21 protein-coding genes and 2 tRNA genes are annotated in these 22689 nt (G+C 60.7%); 2 read left to right on the top strand and 21 right to left on the bottom strand.

The features are described from left to right. Positions 1 to 9: 9 nt before the first annotated feature. The 16 genes from nuoG to lon form a co-directional block, all read right to left on the bottom strand. The gene (gene nuoG, locus ACSQ2A_RS06375; protein WP_436071508.1) at positions 10 to 2112 is read right to left on the bottom strand and encodes an NADH-quinone oxidoreductase subunit NuoG; all 2103 of its coding nucleotides are present in this window, start codon (positions 2110 to 2112) and stop codon (positions 10 to 12) included. Positions 2113 to 2116: 4 nt separating this feature from the next. Then, positions 2117 to 3424, bottom strand: a complete 1308-nt coding sequence (gene nuoF, locus ACSQ2A_RS06370) for an NADH-quinone oxidoreductase subunit NuoF (RefSeq protein ID WP_436071507.1) — start codon at positions 3422 to 3424, stop codon at positions 2117 to 2119. Then, positions 3424 to 4764: an NADH-quinone oxidoreductase subunit NuoE gene (nuoE, locus tag ACSQ2A_RS06365; protein WP_436071506.1), complete on the bottom strand. Its 1341-nt coding sequence runs from the start codon at positions 4762 to 4764 to the stop codon at positions 3424 to 3426. Before nuoE ends, nuoF begins: the two co-directional genes overlap by 1 nt. Further along, the gene (locus ACSQ2A_RS06360; RefSeq protein WP_295412093.1) at positions 4764 to 5954 is read right to left on the bottom strand and encodes an NADH-quinone oxidoreductase subunit D; all 1191 of its coding nucleotides are present in this window, start codon (positions 5952 to 5954) and stop codon (positions 4764 to 4766) included. The genes nuoE and ACSQ2A_RS06360 overlap by 1 nt, the downstream gene beginning before the upstream one ends. Further along, a complete protein-coding gene (locus ACSQ2A_RS06355) occupies positions 5954 to 6592 on the bottom strand; it encodes an NADH-quinone oxidoreductase subunit C (RefSeq protein WP_436071505.1) in 639 nt (212 codons plus the stop codon). Before ACSQ2A_RS06355 ends, ACSQ2A_RS06360 begins: the two co-directional genes overlap by 1 nt. Positions 6593 to 6601: 9 nt before the next feature. Beyond that, positions 6602 to 7183 carry a NuoB/complex I 20 kDa subunit family protein gene (locus tag ACSQ2A_RS06350; RefSeq protein WP_295412096.1) on the bottom strand — a complete coding sequence of 194 codons (582 nt, stop codon included), beginning with the start codon at positions 7181 to 7183 and terminating at the stop codon, positions 6602 to 6604. Further along, positions 7174 to 7539 (bottom strand): NADH-quinone oxidoreductase subunit A, encoded by a 366-nt coding sequence (locus ACSQ2A_RS06345; protein WP_295412097.1) that lies wholly within the window; start codon positions 7537 to 7539, stop codon positions 7174 to 7176. The genes ACSQ2A_RS06350 and ACSQ2A_RS06345 overlap by 10 nt, the downstream gene beginning before the upstream one ends. Positions 7540 to 7900: 361 nt before the next feature. Next, a complete protein-coding gene (locus tag ACSQ2A_RS06340) occupies positions 7901 to 8476 on the bottom strand; it encodes an outer membrane protein (RefSeq protein ID WP_295412098.1) in 576 nt (191 codons plus the stop codon). Between the two features lie 252 nt (positions 8477 to 8728). Next, positions 8729 to 9304: an outer membrane protein gene (locus tag ACSQ2A_RS06335; RefSeq protein ID WP_295412100.1), complete on the bottom strand. Its 576-nt coding sequence runs from the start codon at positions 9302 to 9304 to the stop codon at positions 8729 to 8731. Between the two features lie 354 nt (positions 9305 to 9658). Further along, the gene (locus tag ACSQ2A_RS06330; protein ID WP_295412102.1) at positions 9659 to 10207 is read right to left on the bottom strand and encodes an outer membrane protein; all 549 of its coding nucleotides are present in this window, start codon (positions 10205 to 10207) and stop codon (positions 9659 to 9661) included. 217 nt (positions 10208 to 10424) lie between these two features. Then, a complete protein-coding gene (gene msrA / locus ACSQ2A_RS06325; RefSeq protein ID WP_436071504.1) occupies positions 10425 to 11156 on the bottom strand; it encodes a peptide-methionine (S)-S-oxide reductase MsrA in 732 nt (243 codons plus the stop codon). Between the two features lie 130 nt (positions 11157 to 11286). Further along, positions 11287 to 11363, bottom strand: a tRNA-Asp gene (locus ACSQ2A_RS06320). Between the two features lie 318 nt (positions 11364 to 11681). Then, a tRNA-Val gene (locus tag ACSQ2A_RS06315) sits at positions 11682 to 11757 on the bottom strand. Between the two features lie 459 nt (positions 11758 to 12216). Continuing rightward, positions 12217 to 12489 carry an HU family DNA-binding protein gene (locus tag ACSQ2A_RS06310; protein ID WP_035079006.1) on the bottom strand — a complete coding sequence of 91 codons (273 nt, stop codon included), beginning with the start codon at positions 12487 to 12489 and terminating at the stop codon, positions 12217 to 12219. A 186-nt stretch (positions 12490 to 12675) separates the two neighbouring features. Continuing rightward, positions 12676 to 13878 (bottom strand): Tet(A)/Tet(B)/Tet(C) family tetracycline efflux MFS transporter, encoded by a 1203-nt coding sequence (gene tet, locus ACSQ2A_RS06305; protein WP_436071503.1) that lies wholly within the window; start codon positions 13876 to 13878, stop codon positions 12676 to 12678. 199 nt (positions 13879 to 14077) lie between these two features. Next, entirely contained in the window at positions 14078 to 16507 is a 2430-nt protein-coding gene (gene lon / locus ACSQ2A_RS06300; RefSeq protein ID WP_436071502.1) for an endopeptidase La, read from the bottom strand. Between the two features lie 323 nt (positions 16508 to 16830). On the opposite strand from lon, the gene rocF reads away from it, so the two are divergent. Then, positions 16831 to 17802 (top strand): arginase, encoded by a 972-nt coding sequence (gene rocF / locus ACSQ2A_RS06295; RefSeq protein WP_436071501.1) that lies wholly within the window; start codon positions 16831 to 16833, stop codon positions 17800 to 17802. A gap of 14 nt (positions 17803 to 17816) precedes the next feature. Here the strand turns inward: rocF and ACSQ2A_RS06290 are convergent, their stop codons facing one another. From ACSQ2A_RS06290 to ACSQ2A_RS06280, 3 genes are all read right to left on the bottom strand, one after another. Then, positions 17817 to 18554: a hypothetical protein gene (locus tag ACSQ2A_RS06290; protein ID WP_436071500.1), complete on the bottom strand. Its 738-nt coding sequence runs from the start codon at positions 18552 to 18554 to the stop codon at positions 17817 to 17819. Between the two features lie 296 nt (positions 18555 to 18850). After that, positions 18851 to 20128 carry an ATP-dependent Clp protease ATP-binding subunit ClpX gene (gene clpX / locus ACSQ2A_RS06285; protein WP_295412140.1) on the bottom strand — a complete coding sequence of 426 codons (1278 nt, stop codon included), beginning with the start codon at positions 20126 to 20128 and terminating at the stop codon, positions 18851 to 18853. A gap of 173 nt (positions 20129 to 20301) precedes the next feature. Then, on the bottom strand, positions 20302 to 20931 hold the full coding sequence (locus ACSQ2A_RS06280) for an ATP-dependent Clp protease proteolytic subunit (RefSeq protein ID WP_295412142.1): 630 nt from the start codon (positions 20929 to 20931) through the stop codon (positions 20302 to 20304). Between the two features lie 348 nt (positions 20932 to 21279). Here ACSQ2A_RS06280 and ACSQ2A_RS06275 point away from each other — a divergent pair, with 348 nt between their 5' ends. After that, positions 21280 to 21675, top strand: coding sequence for a YybH family protein (locus ACSQ2A_RS06275; RefSeq protein ID WP_436071499.1), 396 nt, complete (start codon positions 21280 to 21282; stop codon positions 21673 to 21675). Between the two features lie 37 nt (positions 21676 to 21712). Here the strand turns inward: ACSQ2A_RS06275 and ACSQ2A_RS06270 are convergent, their stop codons facing one another. After that, complete coding sequence (locus ACSQ2A_RS06270; protein ID WP_436071498.1) at positions 21713 to 21952, bottom strand: hypothetical protein; 240 nt, start codon at positions 21950 to 21952, stop codon at positions 21713 to 21715. 206 nt (positions 21953 to 22158) lie between these two features. After that, positions 22159 to 22557: a YciI family protein gene (locus tag ACSQ2A_RS06265; protein WP_436071497.1), complete on the bottom strand. Its 399-nt coding sequence runs from the start codon at positions 22555 to 22557 to the stop codon at positions 22159 to 22161. Positions 22558 to 22689: the final 132 nt, after the last annotated feature.

Raw genomic sequence — 22689 nt, 5'->3', positions numbered from 1 at the left:
TGTGGTCCCCTACTCCGCGGCCTGCCGGAGACCGGCAGCCAGCGCGGCGCATTCACCCATGACGGCCGAAGCGCGTGCAATCGGGTTGCTGAGATAGAAATCGGCGACGGCCGAACCGAACGGCGCCGACTTGGTCTTGATAGCGGCCTTGGCGAGCTTGCCGAGATCGGCAACCTTGCCCGGAGCGATTTCGTCGACATTGGCCAGGTGCGGGAATTCGGCATAGAGAGCCGAACGCAACTGGGCCAGCGAGTTGTACGGGAGCGGCTTGCCGATGGCGCCGGACAGGGCACGGAAAATAGCCCAGTCTTCCTTGGCGTCGCCGGGCGGGAACACGGAACGGGCGGTCTGCTGGACGCGGCCTTCGGTGTTCACATAGGTGCCCGACTTCTCGGTATAGGTCGCTGCCGGCAGGATGACGTCGGCGCGGTGTGCGCCCTGGTCGCCGTGCGAACCGACATAGACGACGAATGCCTTGCCCATGGCGGACATGTCGTATTCGTCGGCGCCGAGCAGGAACAGGACGTCGAGTTCACCCTTGCCGGCCAGAGCGATCTGGTCAGCCGAGCAGACGCCGCCGTCATGCGGCACGAAGCCGATGTCGATGCCACCAACGCGGCTGGCCGCATTGTGGAGCAGCGCGAAACCGTTCCAGCCTTCGGCGACATTGGCGCCGGTGGCGAGCTTGGAGGCAATCGCGATGACGTCGCGGCCGACCTGCTTGCCGAGGTTGGCATGCGAGACAGCGGCTTCACCGACGATGATGATCGGACGCTGGGCCTTGGCGAGGATTTCGCCGAAGGAGCCCTTGCCGGCAGCAACGTCAACGAGGGTTTCAAAGCCTTCGCCGAGATAGTCATAGGTGTAGGTGAGGTCGGCGCGTTCGCCGATCACGCCCACCGGGATATTCTTGGCGCGCCAGGTCTTGCGAATGCGCGCATTGATCAGCGACGCTTCCTTGCGCGGATTGGCGCCGATGATCAGCACGGCGTCAGCTTCTTCAATGCCGGCAATGGTCGGATTGAAGATGTAGGCCGAGCGCGGCATCGAGGGATCGATACCCGACATGGCAGGACGGACGTCGGTATTGCCCGAACCGATCGAAGCGAGCAGGCCCTTGAGCGCGTACATTTCTTCGACGGCAGCGAGATCACCAGCGATGGCGCCGACCTTGTTGCCGGCCTTCTTGACGCGAGCGGCAACAGCCGAGAGGGCTTCTTCCCAGGTGGTGGCCTGGAGCTTGCCGTTCTTGCGAACATATGGGCGATCGAGGCGCTGGTTCTTGAGGCCATCCCAGATGAAGCGGGTCTTGTCCGAGATCCACTCTTCGTTGATGGCTTCGTTGACGCGCGGCATGATGCGCATGACTTCACGGCCGCGGCTATCGACGCGGATGGCCGAACCGACGGCATCCATCACGTCGATGGATTCGGTCTTGGTCAGCTCCCACGGACGGGCGTTGAAGGCGTACGGCTTGGAGGTCAGAGCGCCAACCGGGCAAAGGTCGATGACATTGCCCTGGAGTTCGCTCGACAGCGCCTTTTCGAGATAGGTGGTGATCTCGGCGTCTTCGCCGCGACCAAGCAGACCCATTTCGGCAATGCCGGCGACTTCGGTGGTGAAGCGGACGCAACGCGTGCAATGGATGCAGCGGTTCATCGAGGTCTTGACCAGCGGCCCGATGTACTTGTCTTCGACAGCGCGCTTGTTTTCGTGGAAGCGCGACTTATCTACACCGTAGGCCATGGCCTGGTCCTGAAGGTCGCACTCGCCGCCCTGATCGCAGATCGGGCAGTCCAGCGGGTGATTGACCAGCAGGAATTCCATCACGCCTTCACGGGCCTTTTTGACCATGGGCGTGTTGGTGAACATTTCGGGCGGCTCGCCATTCGGGCCGGGACGCAGGTCCTTGACCGCCATGGCGCACGAAGCCTGCGGCTTCGGAGGACCGCCCTTCACTTCGACGAGACACATGCGGCAGTTGCCCGCGACCGAAAGACGGTCGTGGTAGCAGAAGCGCGGGATTTCCGCGCCGGCAGCTTCGGCCGCCTGCATGAGGGTGTAGTAATCAGGGACTTCGACGAGCGTGCCGTCTACCTTGATCTGTGCCATCGGCTCACTCCGCCGCAATCGACGGCACGGCGCCGTCGCTGGTCGAGGACCAGGTATATTGATCGATCCGCGCTTCGATCACGTCACGGAAGTTGCGGATCAGGCCCTGGATCGGCCAAGCGGCCGCGTCGCCAAGGGCGCAAATGGTGTGACCTTCGATCTGCTTGGTGACCGAGAAGAGCATGTCGATTTCGCGCTTCTGGGCGCGGCCTTCGACCATGCGCTCCATGACGCGCATCATCCAGCCGGTGCCTTCGCGGCACGGCGTGCACTGGCCGCAGCTCTCGTGCTTGAAGAAAGCAGCGATGCGCCAGATGGCCCGGATGATGTCGGTCGACTTGTCCATGACGATCATGCCGCCGGTGCCGAAGGACGACTTCTTTTCGCGAAGACCGTCAAAGTCCATGACAGCGGTCATCATGTCTTCGCCGCGCACGACGGGGCACGAAGCGCCACCCGGGATAACGGCGAGGAGATTGTCCCAGCCGCCGCGGATGCCGCCGCAATGCTTTTCGATGATGTCCTTGAAGCTTTCGCCAAGGGCTTCCTCGAAGGTCGCGGGCTTGTTCACATGGCCCGAGACCATGAACAGCTTGGTGCCGACATTGTTCGGACGGCCGATGGAGGAGAACCAGGCGCCGGAGCGACGCAGGATTTCCGGGACGACGGCGATCGACTCGACGTTGTTGACGGTGGTCGGGTTGCCATAGACACCCATGCCGGCCGGGAACGGCGGCTTGAGGCGCGGCTGGCCCTTCTTGCCTTCGAGCGATTCCATCAGCGCGGTTTCTTCGCCGCAGATGTACGCGCCGGCGCCGTGATGGACGATGATGTCCAGATCCCAGCCGTGGATATTGTCCTTGCCGATCAGCTTGGCGTCGTAGGCTTCCTGAACGGCTTCCTCGAGGCGCTGACGTTCGCGGATGAATTCACCGCGGACATAAATGAAGGCCAGGTGCGCATCCATGGCGCGCGAGGCGATCAGGCAGCCTTCGATCAGGTGATGCGGATCGTGGCGCAGGATTTCGCGGTCCTTGCACGTACCGGGCTCGGATTCGTCAGCGTTCACAAGGAGGTAATGCGGACGGCCATCGCTGACCTTGGGCATGAAGCTCCACTTGAGACCAGTGGGGAAACCGGCGCCGCCACGGCCGCGCAGGCCCGAACCCTTGACCTCGTTGGTGATCCAATCGCGGCCCTGATCGAGAAATTCCTTCGTACCAACCCAGGAGCCACGCGCACGCGCGCCTTCGAGGCGCCAGTCATGCTGGCCGTAGAGGTTGGTAAAAATGCGGTCTTTATCAGCGAGCATTAGCGCGGGTCCTTCCCGAACACCTTGCGATATTCCTCAACCCCGCCGCGGGCGAGGACGTCGGCCTGTTGCAGCCAGTTGTCACGCGCTACGCGACCCTTGAAGTTGAGACTGGATTCCAGAGCCGTGATCTGGTCCGGCGTCATCGTCGCAACCTGGCTCCACTTGGTGATGCCAACTGCGTTGAGCTTGCCTTCGAGGACCGGACCGACGCCCGAGATCAGCTTGAGATCGTCAGCCGGGCCTTCCTGCTTCTGGAACAGGGGCGTGGGACCACCGGTCTCAGCAGTCGGGCTCAGGCCTTCGGCGGGAGCAGCAACGACCTTCTTGGTCGATTTCTTCACCGAGGTGGCGGCAGCGTCGCCGGCAGGGGCATCGGCAGATTTCTTGCCGGGGGCCTTGCCGCCATCGACCTTGGCCGCCTTGGATTCGGCGCCGACAGCGTCTTCGCGCATTTCCTTGGCGGGCTTGCCGGTTGCCTTTGCCGAAGCATTGGCAGCCTTGCGTTCGCCTTCGGCCTTGGCCTCGGAAACCTTGGCTTCCTTGGGCGTGCCCTTGAGGGCAGGCGCGGATTCTTCCGAAACGTCCTTGGGCTTGGCAGCCGTGGTCGGCGCGGGAGCCGCAGCGGCCGGAGCCGGGGCAGCGGCCGCTGGAGCGGGCGCGCCTGCAGTAGCTGGCGCTGTACTTTCCGGCGGCGGGGGCGGCACGAACTTTTCGCGCTTAGCAGTCGGCTTTTCGAGCAGGGTCGTCTGACCGCCTTCGGCGGCAGCGTTCAGGCGCTCGATCTGGGTGCCCGGCTTGATGGTGTCGCCCTTGCCAGCCTGGAACGCATCGATGATTTCTTCGAGGCGACCGGCGGTGAGGTCTTCATAGGTGTCGTGGTAGATGGTGACCATCGGTGCGTTGACGCAGGCACCGGCGCATTCGACTTCTTCCCACGAGAGCGTGCCATCTTCGTTGAGATGGTGGGGATCGTGGTGGATCTTGCTTTTACAAACCTCGATCAGTTCCCCTGCCCCGCGCAGCATGCACGGCGTGGTGCCGCAGACCTGAACGTGGGCCCGGGTGCCGACGGGCTGCAGCTGAAACTGGGTATAAAAGGTCGCGACTTCGAGCACGCGGATATAGGCCATGCCGAGCATCTCGGCGACCTTTTCAATGGTCGCGCGGGAAACCCAGCCGTCCTGATCCTGCGCACGCATAAGCAGCGGGATAACGGCAGACTGCTGACGGCCGGTCGGGTAAAGCGCAATGCGCTTTTCGGCCCAGGCCTGATTAGCATCACTAAAGGCGAAACTTGCCGGCTGAACCGACTCGTCTGCAAGGCGTCGCACGCTCATCAGCGATCAACCTCTCCGAACACAATATCAATCGAACCCAGGATCGCGGTGACGTCTGCCAGCATGTGGCCGCGGCAGAGCCAGTCCATGGCGCTCAGATGGGCAAAGCCCGGAGCGCGGATGTGACAGCGATAGGGCTTGTTGGTGCCATCGGACACCACATAGACGCCGAACTCACCCTTGGGCGCTTCGACGGCGGCGTAGATCTCGCCGGCCGGAACCTTGAAGCCTTCGGTGTAAAGCTTGAAGTGATGGATCAGTGCTTCCATCGACTGCTTCATCTCACCGCGCTTGGGCGGAACGACCTTGCCGTCAACAGAGGCCACAGGGCCCTTGCCTTCCGGCGCGTTCAGCTTCTCGACGCACTGCTTCATGATCTTATTGGCCTGCCGCATTTCTTCCATGCGGATCAGGTAGCGATCGTAGCAGTCGCCATTGGAGCCGGTCGGGATATCGAAATCCATTTCGGCATAGGCGTCATAGGGCTGCGCCTTGCGCAGATCCCAGGCAGCGCCGGAGCCGCGGACCATGACGCCCGAGAAGCCCCTGCCCCACGCTTCTTCCAGCGGGACGACGCCGATATCGACGTTACGCTGCTTGAAGATGCGGTTGTCAGTCAGCAGCGTGTCGATGTCGGCCAGCGCGGCGGGGAATTCGTCGCAGAAGGTGCCGATGTCGTCGACGAGCGCCTGCGGCAGGTCCTGATGGACGCCACCGGGACGGAAATAGGCAGCGTGCATGCGGGCGCCGGAAGCGCGCTCATAGAAAACCATGAGCTTTTCGCGCTGCTCAAAGCCCCAAAGCGGCGGGGTCAGCGCGCCGATGTCCATGGCCTGGGTGGTCACGTTCATCAGGTGAGCGAGCAGGCGGCCGATTTCGGCATAGAGCACGCGGATCAACTGGCCACGACGCGGCACCTCGATGCCGAGCATACGCTCGACAGCCAGGGCAAAGGCATGCTCCTGGTTCATCGGGGCCACGTAGTCGAGGCGGTCGAAATAGGGAACCGCCTGCAGATAGGTCTTGTATTCGATCAGCTTTTCGGTGCCGCGATGCAGCAGGCCGACGTGCGGATCGACACGTTCAACGAGCTCGCCATCGAGCTCGAGAATCATGCGCAGCACGCCGTGGGCCGAGGGGTGAACCGGGCCGAAGTTGATCGTGAAATTGCGGACGTCGACTTCAGACATCAGTTCTTCGCCTTCTCGTCACCTGGCAGCACGTAATCCGTACCTTCCCAGGGCGACAAATAATCGAACGAGCGGAATTCCTGGGCGAGAGCGACCGGCTCATAAACCACGCGGCGGCGCTCTTCGTCGTAGCGCACTTCCACAAAGCCAGTGAGCGGGAAGTCCTTGCGCAGCGGATGGCCATCGAAGCCATAGTCCGTGAGGATGCGGCGCAGGTCGGGGTGGCCGGAGAACAGCACGCCGTAGAGGTCGTAGGTTTCGCGCTCGAACCAGTCGGCACCGGCGAAAACGCCAGTGATCGAAGGAACGGGCGTAGCTTCGTCAGCCTGAACCTTGACGCGGATGCGCTGGTTCAGGTGGGGACTGAGGAAGTGATAGACCACGTCGAAGCGGAATTCGCGCGATGGATAGTCGGCGCCGCAGACATCCACAAAGGAGATGAAACGGCATTTTGCGTCATCACGCAGGAAGGTGACGACGTCGACGATGGAATCGCGATTGGCGGTGATGGTGAGATCGCCGAAGGCGGTCTCAAAGCCGGTGACGGCATCGCCAAGGGAAGCCACGATGTGTTCGCCGAGGGCGACCAGCGGGTGGACTTCGATGACGGGCTCGACGGTTTCAACAGTGTCGGTCATGGCCGGGCCCTATCGCTCGATCGTGCCGTCGCGGCGGATCTTCTTCTGCAGCAACAGGATGCCGTAAAGAAGCGCCTCGGCGGTCGGAGGGCAGCCAGGGACATAGACGTCCACGGGCAGGATGCGATCGCAACCGCGCACCACCGAATAGGAATAGTGATAATAGCCGCCGCCATTGGCGCAGGAGCCCATGGAGATGACATAGCGCGGCTCGGGCATCTGGTCGTAGACCTTGCGCAGAGCGGGCGCCATCTTGTTGGTCAGCGTGCCGGCGACGATGAGGACGTCGGACTGGCGCGGCGAAGCGCGCGGCGCAGTGCCGAAACGTTCGATGTCGTAGCGCGGCATCGACATCTGCATCATTTCAACGGCGCAACAGGCCAGACCCGTCTGCATCCACATCAGCGAGCCGGTACGGGCCCAGGTGATGAGCTGCGACACAGTGGTGACGAGGAAGCCCTTGTCGGCCAACTCGTTGTTCACGCCTACGAAAAACGGATCTTCGGCGCCGAACGGCTTGCCGGTTGCCGGGTCGAGAGCGCCGGTGGGACGAGGAGTCACCAGCGTCGCGTTGGAGGGGCTCAATCCCATTCCAGAGCTCCTTTGCGCCATTCATAAATAAAGCCGACGGTCAGCACGCCGAGGAAGACCATCACCGACCAGAAGCCGAACCACCCGATGTCGTGGAAAGCCACGGCCCAGGGGAAGAGGAACGCCACTTCAAGGTCAAAGATGATGAAGAGAATCGACACCAGATAGAATCGGACGTCGACCTTCATGCGCGCGTCGTCGAAGGCATCGAAGCCTGCTTCGAATGCGGACAGCTTTTCCGGATCGGGCTTGCGGTAGGCAACAAGCCACGGCGCCACGAGGAGCGCACCACCGATGACGGCGGCAAGTCCGATAAAGAGAAGGATTGGCAGGTAATTGCTGAGCAAGTCAGTCATGCGGCAGCCTAAGGTTCGAGCCGGTCGGAGGGTCCCGGCGATCCGCGAGGCGAGCAAGCAATTGGGGCGAGCCGACCACCGCGTCAGTTGATGGCTAGGGCTTAGACCTTCCCCTAAATGGTTTCAAGGGAAAGAAAATATGACCTGAAAAATCATATATCTAAGCCGCATGGCTGAGAAAGGTTATGACTTTGAAGACGTGAGTTTGACGTAAATATTGGCGCGCGCAACGCGAATTTTGAAACAGGCTGCAAGCGCAATTGGCGCCCGATTATGTCGCGAATAAACGAAAACGGCGAGTCGATACCGACTCGCCGTTCGCAAGACTGGAGGATGGCGGGACGAACCCGCCAGCCAAATCTTAGAAGTGGTAGAAGACGCCGACGGTTGCCTTGGCGGCTTCGAAGAACTGGTCGCCAGCAGCGTTGGAGAAGTCACCCTGGCCGACGACTTCACCGCGGACGGTGATCGCATCGGTAACGGCGAATTCAACACCAGCACCAAGCTGGTACACGCCTTCCGAACCGCCACCGACGGTCGAAACGCCAACACCACCGATTGCGTAGATCAGGGCAGCGTCGGTCACGACAGCACCAGCGCGCAGGTTGGCGAAGAATTCGCCGCCCGAGTTGACGCTGTTCCAGGTGTAGTCGCCGGTGACTTCAACGCCGAGCAGCAGCGGATCGACGGGGATGAAGTTCACGCCGACGGCAGCACCGATGACGCCATAGGTCGAGCTCAGGGTGTGGTTGGTGTAGGCATTGGTGCCGGTCCACTGACCACCGGCGCGAGCACCGATGTAGAGGCCTTCCCAATCAAAACCAGCAGCTTCGTAGATCGGCTGCGGGGTGGTCGGGATGATCAGGTCCGCTGCCGAAGCGGCGGCGGTACCAAGAGCGGCGATCGACACGCCAATAAGCAGAGAACGAACAGACATTTTAAGCCCTCGAAGATTTCGTTGGTAACTTACTCTAACCTGACAGAGCCACAGGCGCCCCGCAATGGGTTTGGCCTTCACATCGCCCAAAACGTGTCGGCTTTTCGGCAAGTGTAGCCAATCGACAACACCAAACTTCGCTCTTGTTAAATCATTGGTAATAAACGCAAACGGCGAACCGGAAACCGGTTCGCCGCCTGGGTTTGCAAGACTTGTTCCGCAACGGCCTGGGCCGTCGCGAAAAATAGTGTCTTAGAAGTGGTAGAAGACGCCGACGGTTGCCTTGGCCGACTCAAAGAACTGGTCGCCAGCAACGTTCGAGAAGTCACCCTGGCCAACGAGTTCACCGCGGACGGTGATTGCATCGGTCACAGCAACTTCGACGCCGCCACCAAGCTGGTAGACGGATTCGGTGGTGTTGCCGGTGGTGTTCACGCCAACGCCGCCGAGGGCGTAGACGAGCACGGAGTCGGTGACGACAGCGCCAGCGCGGAGGTTGGCGAAGAATTCACCCGACGAGGTGTTGTTTGCCCAGGTCCAGTCACCGGTGACTTCAGCACCGATCAGGAACGGGTCAACCGGGATGAAGTTCACGCCGACAGCAGCACCGACAACGCCATAGGTGGTGTTGATGGTGGTGTTTGCGTACTGGTTTGCACCAGTCCACTGGCCGCCAGCGCGGACACCAGCATAGAGACCGGACCAATCGAAGCCAGCAGCTTCATAGATCGGCTGCGGGGTGGTCGGGATGATCAGATCAGCAGCCTGAGCGCCACCAACCATGAGTGCAGCGGCAGCAACGCCGAGCGAGAGAGAACGTACAAACATATCTTGCACTCCCATAGAGTTAACCGTAGTCGACCGGACTAATGACTCAAGGGAGAAAAAGAGGCAACCCCGCGCCAACACATATTGGGCGGTGCGGATAAGTTTTCATGACCAAAACGACCCGAGTGTTGCCTTTAGGTCTCGGAATTGGTCCAGTTTGATACAAATTGACGCATTCAGCCTTGGATCAGCGCCCGAATTTGTGACCGGACACCAGCCCAAATATGGCTGTTGGAGGGCACGCTGCCACATTGTTGCCCGAAATGCAAATGGCCCCGCAACAATTGCGGGGCCATTTTTAGAGATTCGATCAGATTCGCCGATTCTACCGACGAATCGTGGCTGCGGAACGGGTCAGAAGTGGAAGGCCGCCCCAACCGTGAACTGATCCTTGGCATTGCCGCCATTGAGCGGGAAGCCGTGAAGGTATTGTGCCCGAACCGAGACATTGTCGGTCACGGCCAGTTCGACACCACCTCCGAGCAGGACGTCATCTTCTTCCGGCACGCCGAGATCGATGCCATAGCCGCCGGCTGCATAAACGACGACATTGTCGGAAACGACGAGACCGGCACGACCGAGAATCTGGCCATAGCTGGTATTGGTGTTGCCGCCGGTGATCCCCTGTACCGCAACTTCAGCACCCAGAAGGTAGAAGTCGAACTGGGCATTCACACCGGCCATGGCGCCGGCACCATATTGCATGCCGCCAACCGGGCTATTCTGGATGCCGCCATAGACGCCGGCATAAAAGCCGTTCCAGTCAAAGCCGGCTGCTTCTTCATAGATGGGCAATGCTGCCGGTGTGCTCGTGGGCACGGTAATCAAGTCGGCGGCGAAGGCCGAGCCCGACATCAGGGCGGTGGCAAGCGTTGCCAGGGCGATCTTGTGAGACGAGCGCATCGCGTTTCTCCTTAGCACTACAACCAGCAGGTGGGAGAAGAACGGAAGAATGATCCGCGCGTTCCACCACTGATTTTCCATGACCGCCGGGCGATGCCGATGTGCAACACCGACTCCGGCGACCGGCAAGGAAGTTCGCCACCCAATCCGGCTGCAAGCCGCCCATTGAGGGGCCAAAACAAGGCACCGCGCCGCCGTTGCATTGGAGTCACACCGCTCAGGCGGCGGGCAACTCCCCGACCAGTACGGGTTCGGTGCGATAGACATCCGGGAACAGAGCCGCCAGGGCCGCGATCTTGGGAAGGTCGTTCCGCACGATGTAGGGCCAGGTCGGATTGAGCGTCAGGAAATCCTGATGGTACTGCTCCGCAGGATAGAAGGCCTGGAACGGCTCGAGCGTGGTGACGATCGGGCCAGAAAAGAGATTCGCGGCATCGAGCTGGGCGATGTAGGCCTTGGCGACTTCGGCCTGATCCTCGTTTACCGGGAAGATGGTCGAGCGATATTGCGTGCCGCGGTCCGGACCCTGGAAATTGAGCTGGGTCGGATTGTGGGCAACGGAGAAGAAAATCTGCAGCAGCTTGCCGAAGGTCACGGCCTTGGGATCGTAGGTAACTTCGACCGTCTCGGCGTGACCGGTGTCTCCCCTTGTCGTCTGCTCATATGTGGCTGTGTTGGCCGCGCCGCCGGAATAGCCGGATACGGCATTGGTGACGCCCTTCACTCGCTGGAACACGCCCTGCACGCCCCAGAAGCATCCGCCGGCGAAAACGGCGACCGCCGAGGCCGCTGATTCAACCAGATCCTTGTCGGGCGGCGGGATGACCACGGGCTCTTCCTGCGCAAAGACCGAGCTGGGTCTTGCCGCAAAGCCGAGGACCGACACCGCAGCAAGTCCGCCGAGCAGGCTACGACGGGAAAACGCAAAATCGGGAAAACGTGGCGACATTGGAGCACCTTCCTACTGGCTATTCTACCAGCAGATACGGTGGCCGCATCCAGCGCGTTACACACAAAGAAGAGAGCAAACAAAAAAGGCGCCCGATGGGCGCCGTGGTGGCCACACCTTCTAGAAAGGGTGGCGCGAGAGACGGGGCTCGAACCCGCGACCTCCGGCGTGACAGGCCGGCGCTCTAACCAACTGAGCTACTCCCGCATCGGCGAACCGTGTGGCCCGCTGAACGTGACGCTGATGTACCCAGCGCCCCTGACTAAGTCAAGCGCCCCTTTCCGCATCCGGCATAAAAACTTCACAGAGGCGTCTGAGCCTGTGGAAAACTATTATGCTTCAAGCCACAAGGCGCGTTTTCTCAACAGGAACGCGAGCTGATGCGCTCTCGAAGGGCATCGGCCGGGGTGTCTGTAGCTGAGATGAAGAAGGATTGGGGCTTTGCCGACGCGCGTGGCAGGCCACGGCATCTGATTTTCCGTTTCGCACCCTCCGGCTGAGCGGGAGTGGTCGGGAAACGAAAAATGGTGGGCGATGACGGACTCGAACCGCCGACATTCTCGGTGTAAACGAGACGCTCTACCAACTGAGCTAATCGCCCGTCCGACACAATGGTCTGGAACGGCGCTCTGATTAGGGCCCCTGCCCTTGCCCGTCAACAGGCAATTTGCCGATGGGTGGTTCGAGCTGTGGGGATGGCGGGCGGAGACCGGGTCGCGGCGTAGTGTATATCGCGCAAATCGCGTCTCCGTCTCGGTTGCAGTGCCTCCCATTGGCGGAGGGCCTGTTCCCCTTGGACGCACGCGGATGCTTTCACTTTCTATGTTTCATCCCCGCGAAAGCGGGGACCTCCGTTTCAAACAGGGGTTCCCGCTTTCGCGAGAATGACACCGTGGATGGAAATCAGAGGGCAGAGCGGTCCGGAGCAATCACTCCCCTCGACGGAGGGGATTGGGATGGGAGCACGCGCGCGAAGGCCCGGCCCGCTGCCCCCAAAAAACAAAACGGCCCCGGCGAGTGAACGCGGGACCGTTTGTTTGAAGCGCTAAAAGCGGTGCTTTTAGTTGATCGCGTCCTTCAGGCCCTTGCCGGGCTTGAACTTGGCCTGATTGGAGGCCGGAATCTGGATCTCTGCGCCGGTGGCCGGGTTGCGGCCAGTCGATGCCTTGCGCTGCGACACGGCGAAGGTGCCGAAGCCAACGAGACGAACTTCGTCACCCGACTTAAGGGCGGCGGTGATTGCTTCGAACACTGCGTCAACCGCTTCAGCGGCCTGAGCCTTGGTGATCGTAGCCTTGTCGGCAACGACGCCAACCAGATCGTTCTTGTTCATTGCGTATCCTCACAGTGAATGCCCGCCCTCGCTGGCGAAGCTTGGTGGCGGCAACCCTTGGTCGATTCTAGCTGAAGCGCAAGTGTTTCCGCCGTTTTGGCGAGGCCGAACGGTACGGGAATGTTAATGCCGCGGAAATTCGGGACCGACAAGGCCGAACTATCAGGTTTTCCGGCCTTTCCACCATCATTCCGCCGGGTTTTTTGCCGCAGCCGGCGCCCTCCGGATGCCGACCATGAGCGGCAGGGCAAGACAGTAGATGCAGATGGCGACGATCCAGATCATTCCGGGCCAATCGTGGCGCACCGATGCGTAAATGGCGCTGAAGAGCAGCGGCCCAAAGACCGAGGCAAGGCTGACGATGCTGGCAAGCACGCCCTGAAGCTGACCCTGACGATCAGAATCGACCTGCTGTGTCGTCAATGATTGCAACGCAGGCATGCCGATGCCGCCCAGGGCGAAGATCGGGGCCATGGCGAAAAGCAGCCAGCCCTGGCCGGCAAAGGCCAGGGTGAGCATGGCGCCAGTTTCGAAGGCCATGCCGACGACCAGAGCCCAGCGTTCACCGAGCCAGGCAACGGCGGGGCCGGTAAGAAAAGCCTGCGCCAGGGCATGGAACACGCCGAAGGCGCCAAGCGACAGACCGATGGTCAGGCCGGAAAAGGCAAACTGATCTTCGCTGAACTGTGCCCAGGCCGTGCCGTAGACGGTGCCAACGAAATTCATGATCAGGAAGATGGCCATCAGCGGCACCAAAGCCTTGAAATTAAAGGCCCAGGCCAGCGGCTTGAAGGGATTGAGGGTCTCCCAGGTGAAACGCGCATCGGCCTTGCCGGGCCGCGATTCGGGCAGGACGAAGAGTGCCAGGGCGAAGTTCACGCCGTTGAGCACGGCCGCCGCCAGAAACGGGGCATGGAGCCACCACCATTCGCCCAGAATGCCGCCGATGACCGGGCCGATGATGAAGCCGATGCCGAACATGGCGTGGAAGAGACCGAAGCGTTGGGCGCGCTCTTCTTCCGTGGTGATGTCGGTGATGTAAGCGGTCGCCACGGCCATGTTGGCGCTGGTGACGCCGGCAATGGCGCGGCCGATAACCAGCATCCAGAGATGCGGGGCGAAGGCCATGATGAGATAGTCGATGGCGGCGCCCGCCAGCGAGACCAGAAGCACTGGACGCCGCCCGAAGCGATCGCTGAGCACGCCTAGAATCGGCGAGAACAGGAACTGGCACGCCGAATAGAGCGCCAGCATGACGCCGAGCAGGATCGAAATGTCGGATGTGTGCCCGACTTCGCGCAGCAGTGCCGGGAGAATCGGGAAGATAAGGCCGATGCCGATGGCATCGAGCATCACGGCGGCGAGAATAACGACGAGGGCCTTGTTCAAGGGAGTGCTCCTGTTGGCTCACCGGCCGGTAAGGGGACGTAGGATGTTGACGAGATTGTTACAAGCCCGCCCCTATGACGGATGGTGCTGACAGAATTCGACAGGAAGAGTTTTGGCCCCCTAACATCCATGGCGCAGCCTTGAGCCCAAAGAAAAACGGCGGCCCGAGGGGCCGCCGTTTTCATGTCTATCGGGTCGATCAGTGCGTCAGGCTGGCTGCGGAGTCGTCGGCAGCCGGGTCGGTCTTGGCGACGGCCGGAGCTTCATCGAAGTTCCATTCGATGGCTTCGGGCTTGCGCACCAGAGCGCGTTCGATGACCTGGTCCATGCGGGAGACCGGGACGATCTCCATGCCTTCCTTGACGATGTCCGGAATCTCCTGGAGATCGCGAACGTTCTCTTCGGGGATCAGCACCGTCTTGATGCCGCCGCGGAGGGCTGCAAGGAGCTTTTCCTTGAGGCCACCGATGGGAAGCACCCTGCCCCGCAGCGTGATTTCGCCAGTCATGGCGACATCATTGCGGACCGGAATGCCGGTCATCACCGAGACGATGGCGGTCGCAAGACCGATACCGGCAGACGGACCATCCTTGGGCGTTGCGCCTTCCGGCAGGTGGACGTGGATGTCGCGGGTATCGAACATCGGTGGCTTGATGCCGAAGTCGATCGAGCGGGAGCGGACATAGGCCGTGGCCGCAGTCAGCGATTCCTTCATCACTTCCTTGATGTTGCCGGTGACCGTCATGCGGCCCTTGCCCGGCGTCATCACGCCTTCAATGGTCAGCAGCTCGCCGCCAACCGAAGTCCAGGCGAGGCCCGTAACCAGGCCAACCTGCGATTCGGCTTCGATTTCGCCATGCGTGAAGATCGAGGGGCCGAGATATTTGGCCAGACGTTCCTCATCGATGGTGATCGACTTGGTCTTGGTGCGGACGATGTCCGTAACCGCCTTGCGCATCAGCTTGGAGATTTCGCGCTTCAGATTGCGGACGCCGGCTTCGCGGGTATAGCCGCGAATGACCTTCATCAGCATATCGTCGTCGAGCACGAACTCGCCATGGGCGACGCCGTTTTCCTTGGCGGCTTCCGGGATCAGGTGCTGCTTGGCGATCGCGTGCTTCTCCTGCTCGGTGTAACCCGAGAGGCGAATGATCTCCATGCGGTCCATCAGCGGGCCGGGGATGTTCAGCGTGTTCGAAGTCGTCACGAACATCACGTCCGAAAGGTCATAGTCGACCTCGAGGTAGTGATCGGCGAACGTATTGTTCTGTTCGGGATCGAGCACTTCGAGCAGAGCCGAAGACGGATCGCCGCGGAAGTCCTGGCCCATCTTGTCGATTTCGTCGAGCAGGAAGAGCGGGTTGGACTTGCCGACCTTCTTGAGCGACTGGATGATCTTGCCGGGCATGGAGCCGATATAGGTGCGGCGGTGACCGCGGATTTCGGCTTCGTCACGGACGCCACCGAGCGCCATGCGCACGAATTCGCGGCCGGTCGCCTTGGCGATCGACTTGCCGAGCGAGGTCTTGCCGACACCCGGAGGGCCGACGAGGCACAGGATCGGGCCCTTGAGCGTGCCGGTGCGAGCCTGCACGGCCAGGTATTCAAGGATACGTTCCTTGACCTTTTCGAGGCCGTAGTGGTCTTCGTCCAGCACCTTTTCAGCCAGGGCCAGGTCGCGCTTGACCTTGGTCTTCTTGCCCCATGGGAGGCCCAAAAGCGTATCAAGGTAGTTACGCACGACGGTGGCTTCGGCCGACATCGGGCTCATAGCCTTGAGCTTCTTGACTTCGCCATCGGCCTTCGCCCGAGCTTCCTTGGAAAGCTTGGTCTTGGCGATGCGCTCTTCCAGTTCGGTGATCTCGTTGGCGCCGTCTTCGCCGTCGCCGAGTTCCTTCTGGATCGCCTTCATCTGCTCGTTGAGATAATACTCGCGCTGCGTCTTCTCCATCTGGCGCTTGACGCGCGAGCGGATGCGCTTTTCGACCTGCAGCACGCCGATCTCGCCTTCCATGAGGCCGATGACCTTCTGGAAGCGCTCGACGACGGAAATGGTCGACAGCAGGTCTTCCTTTTCCGGGATCTTGATGACGAGGTGGCTGGCAATGGTATCGGCGAGCTTGGACGGGCTCTCGATCTGTCCGACCGCAGCCACGACCTCTGCCGAGATCTTCTTGTTCAGCTTGACGTAGTTTTCGAATTCGCTCTGAGCGGAGCGCGCCAGAGCTTCAAGCTCGGTCGCGTCTTCCTCGGGCTCGGGAAGCGGGCTGGCTTCAGCTTCGAAATACTCTTCCGTCTGCAGATAATTGTCGATGGTCGCGCGGCTGAGGCCTTCCACGAGGACCTTCACGGTACCATCTGGAAGTTTCAGAAGCTGGAGCACAGTTGCGATGGTGCCGGTGCCATAAATCTGGTCCGGAGCTGGATCATCGTCCTGCGCGTTCTTCTGGGTCACGACAAGAATATGCTTGTCGTCGCGCATGACCTCTTCAAGAGCCTTGACCGACTTTTCGCGACCGACAAACAGCGGCACGATCATTCCGGGGAAGACCACGATGTCGCGCAGGGGAAGAACCGGGTAAACCCGGTCCCGGCTCACTTCGCCGGTGGGATTGACGTCCGACATCATATTTCCTTTCCGGGGCGCGCCGGGAGGAATTGGAGTAGCGCGCCCGTATTGCGACTGCCCAATCCTGGAAGGCTGGGCGATTCAGGTTAATAAATAGGGTGGACTACCCTCGCCGCAAGTCAATCATTGCGGTTTTGTGACCTATTGCACCGCTTCGCACAGGAGGCATGCATATCAAGGCAGGAACAGGCGTGTGCCTTGGATGCAAAGGAGAATCTGTCTTTTGCGCATTCGGAAGACTGTGTCGCACCCTATAGATTGGGTGTGACAGGAAGCTGTGCCATGCTTTGCCAACAACCATGCCCCAAAATGAGGACCAAACAATGGTAACCAAACCCAAACGGATTGACATTCTGGGCGTAGCAACGGCCTCGGGCGCTTCGGTTCGCGGCTGCGGCATGGGACCGGAGGCGCTGCGGGTGGCGGGGTTGCTTGAGGCGTTGGTTGAGCTTGGGCATCCGATTGCCGACCACGGCGACTTTCGGCGCATATATCCTGAGATCAGCACCAACCCGTCGAGCTGGCGACTGCCGGATGAGCGCAAGGCCGATGTGCTGGAGCTTGCCGAGCGCACCAGCCAGGCGGGCTATGACATTCTCGCCAATGGCAACTTCCCGATCTTTGTTGGCGGCGACCACTCGATCGCCATGGGGTCGCTGTCAGCTGTGTCGCGGTACAGTGAAACCAAGGGCAAGCCGATACATGTGCTCTGGGTCGATGCGCATGCCGACTACAACACGCCAGATACCTCGCCGTCGGGCAATCTGCATGGGATGCCGTTGGCGCTGCTTTGTGGCGAGCCGGGATTCGACGACAGTTTTAGGGGTGATTGGCTCGGGAAGATCGAGCCGCGCAATGTGACGATCTTTGGGGCGCGTTCGATCGATCGCGAGGAGCGCCGGCTGTTGCAGGCGCGGGGCGTCGAGGTGATCGACATGCGCAAGATTGATCAGACCGGCGTGGTCGGGTTGATGCAGCCGATACTTGACCGCGTGAAGGCGGCGAATGGGCATCTGCATGTGAGTTTTGACGTGGACGTGGTCGACCCGGCTTTGGCGCCGGGCGGTGGTACGCTGGTGCCGGGCGGGCTAACCTATCGCGAGGCGCACCTGATCATGGAGATGCTGCACGATAGCGGCGTGGTGGGGTCGCTGGATATTGTCGAGCTCAATCCGTTCGTCGACCACGGCGGCAAGAGCGCGACGCTGCTGGTGGATTTGGTGGCGAGCCTTTTCGGGCGGTCGATCATGGGCGAGGAGCCTGGGCCGGTGGAGTTTGTGACGGGCGAGGACTAGGCACGGGCCTTCCTTCAATCCCCATTGGCAACCGAAGCGCGACGGGCCAGGAATTGTCCGCGCTCGCGGACCGAGCGGCTCTTGTCCTTGAGGAGCCGAGCGATTGCCTGCTCTTCCCTTACGACTTGGACAGAACTCTCAACCAGTGCCCCTGCCGCGAGCCAGCGTACAGATGCAAAGCGGTCCCGCAGGCCCGCTTCGACTAGTACGTTACGATCGACATGGACGGTCAGCGGGCGATGCTCGAAGGTCAAGCCGCTTTTATAGATGGCATAGCGAAGTTCTTCGGCCCTCTTAACGTGAGGAGACCGCCATCTGGCTTCGCCAGCAAGCAGCGTCTTAAACGCAACCTTTCGAACCTGAGGTTGAACAGCACCTCGAGCCAGCTCGACAAGAAATCCGTCTATCCATTCATGCCGCAGCAGATGTTGGAGCTGGCGACCCACCCCGCCATTGCGGGCACTCATCAAACCCGAAGCCAATTGCTTTGCAACGTCAGGCCGGCTCAACAGTGCGTCAACCTCGGCAATTGCCGGTGGCTCCCAACGCTGCCAGAGCGACCAACGAGATAGCAGATATGGCGCCGCCGCCACGACGATATCCGTACTTGCGGTCGCGAACAGTCTCCTCGCTGCGGCAAGAGCTGCAGTCCTTACTTCCGGCACCCAGTCGTTGAGCCTGTCAGCAAGCTCGCGCAACTCTTCGGCAGAAACAATTGGAACCTCGAGGGCGTTGAGGGCGGCCTCGCGCACATATCCATTTCTGTGCCGCATCAGGGGCCATGCCGACGGCATTCCTGACCGCAAGTGCAAGCTTACCGCCAGACGAGCGGAAGCTGACGGACTTAGGCGCCTCGCCCAGACCGCCGCCAGACGCCAGCGGGTCAACCAGAAAAGCCGCCGTAGCCAGAAAAACCGCCGTGACACGCGCCCTGCCCCCAATACCCCGCGACCTCATCACTCTTCGCAAGTACATGCAGACAGGCAATCGCGGAACAAAAAAAACGCCGGGCACTGCCCGGCGTTTCAATCACTTGCGCAGCTGGCGATCAGGCAGATGCCGGCTCTTCGTCTTTCTTGCGTTCGGAGTAGATGTAGAGCGGACGGACGTCCTTGCCCTTCACCACTTCTTCCGAGATCACCACTTCTTCGACGCCTTCGAGCGAGGGCAGATCGTACATGGTGTCGAGGAGGATCGCTTCCATGATCGAGCGGAGGCCGCGGGCGCCGGTCTTGCGCTCGATGGCCTTCTCGGCGATCGCCTTGAGGGCGTCTTCGTGGAAGGTCAGTTCGACTTCTTCCATCTGGAAGAGGCGCTGGTACTGGCGGACGAGAGCGTTCTTCGGGGCCGTGAGGATTTCGATCAGGGCCGGAATGTCGAGGTCTTCCAGGGTCGCGAGGACCGGGAGACGACCGATGAATTCCGGGATCAGGCCGAAACGGACGAGATCTTCCGGAGCGACGTCCTTGAGCAGTTCGCCGACGCGACGATCCTGCGGATCCTTCACGGTGGCCGCAAAGCCGATGCCCGAACCTTCGCCGCGAGCGGAGATGATCTTTTCAAGACCAGCGAAAGCGCCGCCGCAGATGAAGAGGATGTTCGTCGTATCGACCTGCAGGAATTCCTGCTGCGGATGCTTGCGGCCGCCCTGCGGAGGCACGGAGGCAACGGTGCCTTCCATGATCTTGAGGAGAGCCTGCTGCACGCCTTCGCCCGACACGTCGCGAGTTATCGACGGATTGTCCGACTTGCGGGAAATCTTGTCGACTTCGTCGATATAGACGATGCCGCGCTGGGCTTTTTCGACGTTGTAGTCGGCGGCCTGCAGGAGCTTGAGAATGATGTTTTCGACGTCTTCACCGACATAACCGGCTTCGGTCAGGGTCGTGGCGTCAGCCATGGTGAAGGGCACGTCGAGAATGCGTGCGAGCGTCTGCGCGAGCAGGGTCTTGCCGGAACCGGTGGGACCGATGAGCAGAATGTTGGACTTCGAGAGCTCGACGTCCTGATTCTTGGTCGCGTGGTGGAGGCGCTTGTAGTGGTTGTGGACGGCCACGGAAAGGACGCGCTTGGCGCGACCCTGGCCGATGACGTAGTCGTCGAGCACCTTGCAGATATCGGCAGGGGTCGGCACGCCATCGGAGGACTTGACCATGGAGGTCTTGTTCTCTTCGCGGATGATGTCCATGCACAGTTCGACGCATTCATCACAGATGAATACGGTCGGCCCGGCGATCAGCTTGCGAACCTCATGCTGCGACTTGCCGCAGAACGAGCAGTACAGCGTGTTCTTGGAGGTTTCGCCGTTCGTTGTCTCTTTGGACATCTAGTCACTCCCGGGGACTTTTGGCCCCCAAAATCAGCGTTATCGGAAACCGTAACGCTGAAGACATAAAGAAAGTCTAAGCCGAAACGACCTTAAAGGCCGTTCCGGCTGTGTGCAATTGCCTGGGGATCACAGTCCACGGCGCATCAGCAATGTGCTTAACGCGCGTCAAATCAGGCAGATGCCTCGGGGACGGCGCGCTTTTCGAACACGGAATCGATGAGGCCGAAGGTCTGCGCTTCCTCGGGGCTCAGGAAGCGATCGCGCTCGAGAGCGTTCTCGATTTCCTCGTAAGTACGGCCCGTGTGCTTTTCATAAATCTGATTAAGACGGCGCTTCAAACCCTCGACTTCCTTGGCATGAATCAGGATGTCGGTGACCTGACCCTGGAAGCCGCCGGAAGGCTGGTGAACCATGACGCGCGAGTTCGGCAGCGAGGTGCGCATGCCCTTTTCGCCAGCGGCGAGGAGCAGCGACCCCATGGATGCGGCCTGGCCCATGACCATGGTGGCAACGGCCGGACGGATGAACTGCATGGTGTCGTAAATGGAAAGGCCAGCCGTCACCACGCCACCAGGCGAGTTGATGTACATGGCGATTTCCTTCTTCGGATTCTCTGATTCGAGGAACAGAAGCTGGGCGACGATGAGCGAGGCCATATTGTCCTCGACCACACCGGTCACGAAAATGATGCGCTCGCGCAGCAGGCGCGAGTAGATGTCGAAAGCGCGTTCGCCACGGTTCGACTGCTCGACCACCATGGGAACGAGCGTGTTCATGTAAAGATCGTGCGGATCCCGCATATTTTGCCCCTTGGCCCCCGTCGGCGTCGCAAGCGGACGGCAGGCTTAGTTGGTTGGCCCACGCCCCTGCCCCGAACGCGCACATGGCAAGGCAGAAACGCAGGTGAAATTCGAATCGGCGCGACTGGCCGATTGCAGCTATGCCGCCTTAACGGGCGGTAAAGGGACAAATAGGCGGCAATGGGGCCGGCTTCAATAGACCGTCTCCGTCACAGTGACACTAAGGTGAATGCGGCGTTTGGGATGTTTGCCGAAGTTGGGTCAGCTGCGCGCAAACCGGTTTGAGACCTTGGTTGATTTTGTTCCTCGTTTGTTCTAGTCAATCTGCGATCTGTGAGGGAGGACTATATGGATCATCCGGTTCTGGAACTGGAGCGCGCTGCCATGGCCCGTTGGTGCAGGGGCGAAACGCAAGGCTTCGTCGACCTGCTCGATGAGGATGTCGTTTATTTCGACCCAACGACAGCGAGTCGGCTCAACAAGGCGGCCCTTGTGGCCATGTATGCCGAGATCGAAGGAACGATCTTTGCCGACCGTTACGAATTCATCGAGCCGCTGGTGCAGGAAATCGGCGACGCGGCGGTGCTGACGTTCAGGTTTGTCTCATGGGACAATGACGGCAATGCGCTGCGCTGGAATTGCACCGAGGTGTTCCGCCGCCGTGGCGGCGTGTGGCGGATCATCCAGACCCATTGGTCTATCACCGAGGCCGGCATACCGGACCCGGCACCCTATACGCTCTAGGAAAGATGCGGCGGGAAGTGTTTCCCGCCGCAGAAATTTATTCGGCGCCGCCGGAGAACGAGACGGCAATGCCCTTTTTCTTGAAATAGGCCTGCATGAGCTTGCGGCCCTGGCGATTGGGCTGGGCGAGCTTGGAGGTTTCGAACACGGCTTCCTTGGCGCCTTCGCGTGCCATGGCGGCCTTGAGCGCTGCAATGTGAAGATCGATGTCTTCGTTGTTGTTCTTGATCGAGGCGTAGATGGCATCGATCGCTGCGGAAACGGTGATGTCGCTCACGTGCGTATTTCCTTCGTCGCGTTTTGGCGCTCTCAAGACATCATTGCGGGCCTTTTGCCAAGGGTTTTCACCCTAATCTCGGTGTCATCCCCGCGAAAGCGGGAACCCCCGTTTGAGGAAACAGACATCCCCGCTTTCGCGCGGATGACGCCGAGTGGATGAAGGCGCCAGAGCGAGAAGCTAGCTCCCAAACCCGCAGATGCCCTTCATACCAGCTTGAATTCGGGGCGCCCCTCGCCGGTCTCGCTGTGGCGGTCGTCGTCGCGCAGTGGACGAATCTGGATGCGGCAATGGGCGGCGATGGGGTCATCGGCGAAGAGGGATTTTGCCTCGTCCATGTCCCTGGCTTCGACCAGCACCACGCCGCCGACCACTTCCTTGGTTTCAGCATAGGGGCCGTCGGTCTCGTTCATACGCACGGGGCGGCGGCGGTCGATCACTTGTTCGGTTGAAACGTCAGCCAGGGGCGAGGCGAGGAGCAGGTGGCCGCTGGCGCGCAGTTTTTGGTCATGCTCGATGGTCGCGTCGTCGAGACGGCGCATTTCTTCGGGCGTGACGCCGGCGAAGGCATCGGGGGCGAAATGGAACAGACAGAGGAATTTCATGTTCGGTCTCCGTGGTTGGACAGCGACGCGACGAATGCCCGTTCACGGGCTCGACTAATTTTCTGAGCTTTTTTTCGTTGAGCCACCAGAGGCATTTGCACGGCGATGGGGTCAGCTTAAGGTGAGGGGGTA

The organism is Devosia sp. LjRoot3 (assembly GCF_964252865.1).
In the GTDB taxonomy this organism is placed as follows: domain Bacteria; phylum Pseudomonadota; class Alphaproteobacteria; order Rhizobiales; family Devosiaceae; genus Devosia.
The sequence above is the reverse complement of the archived record's forward strand: the minus strand, read 5'-3'. Positions and strand labels throughout refer to the sequence as shown.

Coding starts and splice junctions, on each gene's coding strand:
- msrA (WP_436071504.1), bottom strand. CDS start 11,156: ATGTCGCCACGTTTTCCCGATTTTGCGTTTTCCCGTCGTAGCCTGCTC.
- ACSQ2A_RS06340 (WP_295412098.1), bottom strand. CDS start 8,476: ATGTCTGTTCGTTCTCTGCTTATTGGCGTGTCGATCGCCGCTCTTGGT.
- nuoG (WP_436071508.1), bottom strand. CDS start 2,112: ATGGCACAGATCAAGGTAGACGGCACGCTCGTCGAAGTCCCTGATTAC.
- ACSQ2A_RS06275 (WP_436071499.1), top strand. CDS start 21,280: ATGGATCATCCGGTTCTGGAACTGGAGCGCGCTGCCATGGCCCGTTGG.
- clpX (WP_295412140.1), bottom strand. CDS start 20,128: ATGTCCAAAGAGACAACGAACGGCGAAACCTCCAAGAACACGCTGTAC.
- ACSQ2A_RS06355 (WP_436071505.1), bottom strand. CDS start 6,592: ATGACCGACACTGTTGAAACCGTCGAGCCCGTCATCGAAGTCCACCCG.
- ACSQ2A_RS06310 (WP_035079006.1), bottom strand. CDS start 12,489: ATGAACAAGAACGATCTGGTTGGCGTCGTTGCCGACAAGGCTACGATC.
- rocF (WP_436071501.1), top strand. CDS start 16,831: ATGGTAACCAAACCCAAACGGATTGACATTCTGGGCGTAGCAACGGCC.
- nuoF (WP_436071507.1), bottom strand. CDS start 3,424: ATGCTCGCTGATAAAGACCGCATTTTTACCAACCTCTACGGCCAGCAT.
- ACSQ2A_RS06350 (WP_295412096.1), bottom strand. CDS start 7,183: ATGGGATTGAGCCCCTCCAACGCGACGCTGGTGACTCCTCGTCCCACC.
- nuoE (WP_436071506.1), bottom strand. CDS start 4,764: ATGAGCGTGCGACGCCTTGCAGACGAGTCGGTTCAGCCGGCAAGTTTC.
- ACSQ2A_RS06280 (WP_295412142.1), bottom strand. CDS start 20,931: ATGCGGGATCCGCACGATCTTTACATGAACACGCTCGTTCCCATGGTG.
- ACSQ2A_RS06265 (WP_436071497.1), bottom strand. CDS start 22,557: ATGAAATTCCTCTGTCTGTTCCATTTCGCCCCCGATGCCTTCGCCGGC.
- ACSQ2A_RS06345 (WP_295412097.1), bottom strand. CDS start 7,539: ATGACTGACTTGCTCAGCAATTACCTGCCAATCCTTCTCTTTATCGGA.
- ACSQ2A_RS06330 (WP_295412102.1), bottom strand. CDS start 10,207: ATGCGCTCGTCTCACAAGATCGCCCTGGCAACGCTTGCCACCGCCCTG.
- ACSQ2A_RS06360 (WP_295412093.1), bottom strand. CDS start 5,954: ATGTCTGAAGTCGACGTCCGCAATTTCACGATCAACTTCGGCCCGGTT.
- lon (WP_436071502.1), bottom strand. CDS start 16,507: ATGATGTCGGACGTCAATCCCACCGGCGAAGTGAGCCGGGACCGGGTT.
- ACSQ2A_RS06335 (WP_295412100.1), bottom strand. CDS start 9,304: ATGTTTGTACGTTCTCTCTCGCTCGGCGTTGCTGCCGCTGCACTCATG.